The sequence below is a fragment of the Trinickia sp. genome (assembly GCF_035492435.1).
In the GTDB taxonomy this organism is placed as follows: Bacteria; Pseudomonadota; Gammaproteobacteria; order Burkholderiales; family Burkholderiaceae; genus Trinickia.
In genome coordinates this window covers 1-5,419 of record NZ_DATJJF010000154.1, presented here as the reverse complement: position 1 = coordinate 5,419, position 5,419 = coordinate 1, and the positions used below count along the sequence as shown (strand labels likewise).

Here is a 5,419-nt window from a genome sequence, read left to right as displayed (position 1 = left end):
CGTTCATCGCCCCGCGGCAGCTGGTGATCAATTGCAATACGTCCGAGCACCCGCGTTCCTGATCGAGCGCGCGCTCAATCGCCTCCAACTGGCCTTTGATGCGGTGAACCCGGTTGAGTAGCTTCTGTTTCTCACGAATCGTATGGCTCACGTTTCCGATCTCCAAATACGGTAGGGGAGTATACGCCGGCCTTTACCCATGCCGGAAATGGGGGCTTCCCTTGCGCCACAGCTCCATGGATCGTTGTCAAAATTGAGATTGATTGTTGCGGACTATCGATTGCGTGAATCGATAGTAAGGGAATACACTTATTTCAACGACGCAGCCATCCCACCTGAGGCATTCGCTACGTCGCACTGTCAATTCAATTTCAGCGTCTGCCGGAGCGGACGCACGATTTGGAGGTTTTGTGATGAAAACGTTTGTTCCCGCTCTCGTTATTGCTTCTGCTTTGGTGGCCCCGACTTTTGCGATGGCCCAAACCAACGGGCCGGTTACCCGTGCGCAAGTGCAGTCCGAACTGGTCGCACTGCAAAGCGTCGGCTATAACCCTGTCGCCGCCCACACCCAGTACCCGAAAGACATCCAGGCTGCCGAAGCACGTCTCGCTGCGAAAAAGGCTGCATCGGGCTACGGTGGCGTAGTTGGCGGCACGGCTGAATCCGGTGTTCCGGCGATGGGCACTCGCATCGCCAATGACGGCCTGCCGCCGCTGTACTTCGGCGGTTGAAGTCCTCAACCGGCCCGAGCATCGCTGAGGCCCAAAAGGTCGCCAAGGAGCTTCGCCCTGTAGCGCACACGATCTGCGTGCGACGCATCGAACCAATGGTTCGCCGCCGCGGTATCCCCGCTGGTGTCGAGCCATTTTCAATTCGTCCTTCGGACGCGTTTCGACTATAACTTCACACACCCCCTGGCATCATCAGGTGGCGTTGTTCGTCCCCTTTCGTTCAGAACACTCAGTCCATTTCGCATTTCGTCACTACAGATGTCGATTTCCGGCATCGCGAAAACGCCGTTTCGCTGGAGCCGCCGCCGATGGCAAGCCACCGTCGATTGGCCTCACCATTGGTTGTGCGGACGTTTGATCAACCTCGTTTAACCTTGTTTGGGAGAGGCTCAAATGCGAGTCATGGTGATAGTGAAGGCTACGCGCGAGTCGGAGGCTGGCCAGTTGCCCAGCACCGAACTGCTTGCAACGATGGGCAACTTCAATGAAGCGCTCGTGAAGGCGGGTGTGATGCTAGCGGGAGAAGGCTTGCGCCCAAGTGCGAACGGCAAGCGTGTGCGTTTTTGCGCTAGCGAGAGGACGGTGATCGATGGGCCGTTCGCGCAAACCAATGAGCTGGTAGCCGGTTTTTGGCTTTGGCAAGTCCAGTCGATGGACGAGGCCGTGGAATGGGTCAAGCGCTGCCCGAACTTCATGGAAGGCGAGTCCGAAATCGAAATTCGCCCGCTCATGGAGTTCGAAGACTTTGGAGCGGAGTTGACGCCGGAGCTGCGCGAAAAAGAAGAACATTTACGCGCAGAAGCCTCGAACCTCACGAGCAAGCCACGCTGAGTTGTTCGGATGTCGAATAATAAGGACACCGAAATGATTCGCGACAAATGTCTGGAGACATTGCTGGAGCAGGATTGAAGTCCGGAGCATGAGCTTGGCTCTCAAATGGCAATCTGCATCGGCATGCAAGTCGCCCGCAGCATACCCGCTGTGGGCGACAGCGCCTGATCACACGTGAGCCGTAGGCAGTTCTATCAACGTCTGAAACCCGCCCCAGAACATGCGCTTGCCGTCAAACGGCATCTTCTGCCGCTCCATCATCTCCTTCATTCGCGGATCTTCCATTACTCTGGCGTTAACGCTGTCACGGTGCTCCCGAGAGTCGTAAACAATCCATGAAAGCACCACCGTCTCATCGTCCTTGAGTTCCACGCTTTGCGGAAACGAAGTCACCTTGCCTGGCTTCACGTCGTCGCCGACGCACTCCCAATACTCGAGCGCGCCGTACTCCAGCCAGATGTTGCCCGCTTGCTCTGCCATGCGTCGATAAGCCTCGAGATCAGCGATAGGCACAGGCACGACAAATCCATCTACGTAATGCGCCATTTTGCGTCTCCTTCATATTCAAAAAGGTGCCGGCTTCAAGGACAGCACTGGAAAATGGGTCGATCGCTTCCGATGAAAAACGCATCGCGCCTGAGGGCTTGATCCCGCGCCGTGGGCACTACCTCTCTTGTTCCATGCCCTCTGAGCGCTCTCATGGCCCCTTCCGCATATCTTCCGTTGCGCGAAGCGCGTTCTGCCGTCGGGCAGCACGAGACGATCAGTGTGTCAGTGCGAGCCCGAGCGGTTCCAACAACGCGAGCAATGCCTGTTCCGCGATGAAGGACGACAAACGGCATGGGACAAACGAAGCGCGCGAGGCTTGGCGTGTTTGGCGGGAGTGCGGTGAAGGCAGACAAGCGCTGCGCTCTGCCTCGAGCGCGACAACGAGGCCGGAAATATGGTGGAAATAGTGCACGTCATCGTGCAGCTCGCTGCGGAAATGGGCGAGCCGCGAATCATTCGCACCGGTAATGATCGGCCGAACTTACGCTATTGGATCGTGCAGAAAAACGATCGGCACATCCCTCAGCTTTTTATGGCCGGTGGCGTGCCGTGAAGAGGTGCCCGCGCGGATTCAAGCTCGCACAGCGGCGCGATGCGCTGTGCGAGCTTGGGCGACTACATGAGTTGCGCGCGGGACGTGCGGTTGTTGCTACTTATTGCTGCTTCGGCTGGAAGCCGGGCTCGCCCATCTGCCAGAGCGCGAACGACCATTCGTCAGCCAGCCGGGCCGCGTACTGCGAGCGGCTCGAACCCATGCCATGACCGGCATCGTAATCGACGCGCAAGAGAACAGGGTTGGCGCTGCTCGTTGCCGCCTGCACGCGCGCCGTCATCTTCAGCATGTGCCATGGCGCCACGCGCGGATCGTTTGCACCCGTCGTGAACATCACGGCCGGGTAGGGCGTGCCGTCGTGGATGTGATCATAAGCGCTCATCGCAAAGAGGCCATGAAAACCGGGTTCCGTCGATGCCGAACCGAATTCGGGCACGTTGGGCGGACCATTGGGCTCGGTCTCCATGCGCAGCGTATCCGATTCGCCCACGTCATCGAGCACGACGCGGAACAACTCAGGATTGACCGTCAAGGCACCGCCCATCACGATCCCGCCAGCGCTAGCACTGTTTGCGGCCAGGAACTTCGACTGCGTGTAATGCTGGTCGATCATGTATTGCGCGGACGCCTCGAAGTCGAGGATGGTATTCATCTTCGTCAACTTCTGGCCGGCGCGGTGCCATGCATCGCCAAATTCGCCACCGCCACGCATGTGCGAAACGACATAAACACCGCCGCGTTCGATCCATGCATTCCAGGCCGGCCGGTACTGCGGGTCCATTGAAAGGCCGTAGCTGGCGTAGCCGAAGACGATCGTCGGATGCGAACCGTCGAGCTTGATGCCCTTCTTCGCGATGATGGAAACCGGGACGCGAGTGCCGTCATAGCTTGTGGCAAACACATCACGCACTTCGAAATCGCTCGTCTCCGTTTTCGCGGGCGGCACGAGACCGGTATCGGTCGCGGTGCCTGCCTTCGGATCGTAGGCGATTTCGCGCGGCGACTTGACCCAGTTCTGCAACTGGAGCATCGCGCCCGGCTCGTGCGCATCGACACTCAGGTCGCTGATCGTGCCGGCGAACGGCAGATCGATCGTGCGGCTGTCTTTGCCGGCGTAGCTCACGCGTGCCAGTTTGAACGAGGCGCCTGCCCGTTCGGCGACGTAAATCGCGTCGCTGCCGGTGGCGAACGAATCGATCACGTTCGCGCCCTCGGGCACGATTACGCTGGCATTCGTCACATCCGGATGGGCGAGCGGGGTCGCCATGATACGCAGGTGCGACGCGCCTTTTTCGGTCAGGAAGTAAAGCTGATCGCCGTGCATTTGCACATCAACGACGCCGTCTTCGGGGCTTGCGATCTTTTTCCAGGGCGTGCGCGCACCGTCGATCTGATCGAGCCGCGCGACGTAGAACGTATTGGGGGTGTCGTCCATGTTGCGGTTCGCCACGGCAACGGCATAGGCCGAATTCGGCGACACGAGCACATAGGTGCCTTGCCCTTCGGGCACATCGAGGCTTGCTGACACGCCCCGGCCGAACACCGCTTCGTCACCCTCGCCGTCCGCACGTTGGCCGACCGTATGCAGATAGGTCACTGCGTTGTATTCGCTGAGTGCGGGCGGCGTATCAGGTCCTGCCTTCGGATAGCGCAGGTAGAAGAACGACTGGTTGTCCTTGCGCCAGCTGACGACGCCGTTGCTCGTCCGATCGATATGCTCTTCGAGCGTCTGCCCCGTCTTGACATCGAGGACATGCAGCACGCTCTTTTCCGAGCCGCCTTCGGACACACCGTATGCCACGTAGCGGCCATCCCACGACGGGGCATACCAATCGAGCGCAAAGTGGTGCGCGCTGTCCTTCGAGAGCTTGCCCGGATCGACCAGAATATGCTCGGTGCCGTTGACGCCGTCACGATAGGCGAGCATGGGCACGGTCGCGCTCGGGTCAAGCAGGAGATAGAACAGCCGCTCGCCTCGGCGCTGGAAATGATTGCGCTGCAGATCGTTGCTGATCAACTGGCCAATGCGCTGAGCAAGGGCCGTGCGGCCCGGAATGCCGTCAAGCACCTTGTTGGTGTAATTCGCTTGTGCCCGCATAAATTGCTGCACTTCCGGAGACTTCAGGTTCTCCATGTACCGATAATCGTCGACCACCGGTGTGCCGAAGTAGGTGTCGGTCACCGGGCGTACCGGCGCCACGGGCGGGGCATCAGCCGACCACGACGGGCTGCTTGCAACGAGCGTGGGCAGAGCGAGGGTTAATGCAAGGTACTTGGATGTTCTCTTTTTCATAGATGGTCTCAAAGCGCGATGCGCAGCTGAGCTGTAGATGTGTATGGAATTCGTAAATTTGTTGTTGGTTGTTTGGCGGCTGTGCTATGCAGTGACGCTTGAACCATGGCACAAGGAGACGCTCGAATGCTTGGCACAGAACAACAGGAACCACTCAATTAGTTCGAGCATCGCGCGTTGGTGTCTCCGCGGGGTGTCAGCGCCCCTGTCGTCTCTGCGGACGGTGGCGAGCATATCAAGCCAGAAAACGGCGGTCAAAATTTGTTTGACGCTATTAACTTTTTTATGATGCAAATCGCGATTGCCCGGCGGTGGTTCCGATCGTTGGGCAAGCAAATGACCCCTCGTGCGACGGCCGCCGCCGGGCTGCAATCGTTATATCGGCTTGCAGCCCTCCCTGGGTGAAGCGAACCGCGCGTGAAGGGAGCGAGCCTCGTCGGCTAGCGGTGCCCTCCGCCGCCG

At 59.1% G+C, this 5,419-nt stretch carries 6 protein-coding genes; 3 read left to right on the top strand and 3 right to left on the bottom strand.

Translation table 11 applies throughout. From position 1 onward, the window contains the following. A partial coding sequence (locus VL598_RS11635; protein WP_325326873.1) for a metal-sensing transcriptional repressor occupies nt 1-151 on the bottom strand: 151 nt, incomplete at its 3' end. A gap of 262 nt (nt 152-413) precedes the next feature. Here VL598_RS11635 and VL598_RS11630 point away from each other — a divergent pair. Next, nucleotides 414-731 (top strand): DUF4148 domain-containing protein, encoded by a 318-nt coding sequence (locus VL598_RS11630; protein WP_325326872.1) that lies wholly within the window; start codon nt 414-416, stop codon nt 729-731. A gap of 393 nt (nt 732-1,124) precedes the next feature. After that, the gene (locus VL598_RS11625; protein ID WP_325326871.1) at nt 1,125-1,562 is read left to right on the top strand and encodes a YciI family protein; all 438 of its coding nucleotides are present in this window, start codon (nt 1,125-1,127) and stop codon (nt 1,560-1,562) included. Nucleotides 1,563-1,730: 168 nt separating this feature from the next. Here VL598_RS11625 and VL598_RS11620 read toward each other — a convergent pair whose 3' ends face one another. Further along, on the bottom strand, nt 1,731-2,108 hold the full coding sequence (locus VL598_RS11620; RefSeq protein ID WP_325326870.1) for a DUF1428 domain-containing protein: 378 nt from the start codon (nt 2,106-2,108) through the stop codon (nt 1,731-1,733). A 397-nt stretch (nt 2,109-2,505) separates the two neighbouring features. Here VL598_RS11620 and VL598_RS11615 point away from each other — a divergent pair, with 397 nt between their 5' ends. Continuing rightward, nucleotides 2,506-2,664, top strand: coding sequence for a hypothetical protein (locus VL598_RS11615; RefSeq protein WP_325326869.1), 159 nt, complete (start codon nt 2,506-2,508; stop codon nt 2,662-2,664). Between the two features lie 100 nt (nt 2,665-2,764). On the opposite strand, the gene VL598_RS11610 is transcribed toward VL598_RS11615, so the two are convergent. Continuing rightward, nucleotides 2,765-4,957, bottom strand: coding sequence for a prolyl oligopeptidase family serine peptidase (locus tag VL598_RS11610; RefSeq protein ID WP_325326868.1), 2,193 nt, complete (start codon nt 4,955-4,957; stop codon nt 2,765-2,767). Nucleotides 4,958-5,419 lie beyond the last annotated feature (462 nt).

Coding starts and splice junctions, on each gene's coding strand:
- VL598_RS11610 (WP_325326868.1), bottom strand. CDS start 4,957: ATGAAAAAGAGAACATCCAAGTACCTTGCATTAACCCTCGCTCTGCCC.
- VL598_RS11615 (WP_325326869.1), top strand. CDS start 2,506: ATGGTGGAAATAGTGCACGTCATCGTGCAGCTCGCTGCGGAAATGGGC.
- VL598_RS11630 (WP_325326872.1), top strand. CDS start 414: ATGAAAACGTTTGTTCCCGCTCTCGTTATTGCTTCTGCTTTGGTGGCC.
- VL598_RS11620 (WP_325326870.1), bottom strand. CDS start 2,108: ATGGCGCATTACGTAGATGGATTTGTCGTGCCTGTGCCTATCGCTGAT.
- VL598_RS11625 (WP_325326871.1), top strand. CDS start 1,125: ATGCGAGTCATGGTGATAGTGAAGGCTACGCGCGAGTCGGAGGCTGGC.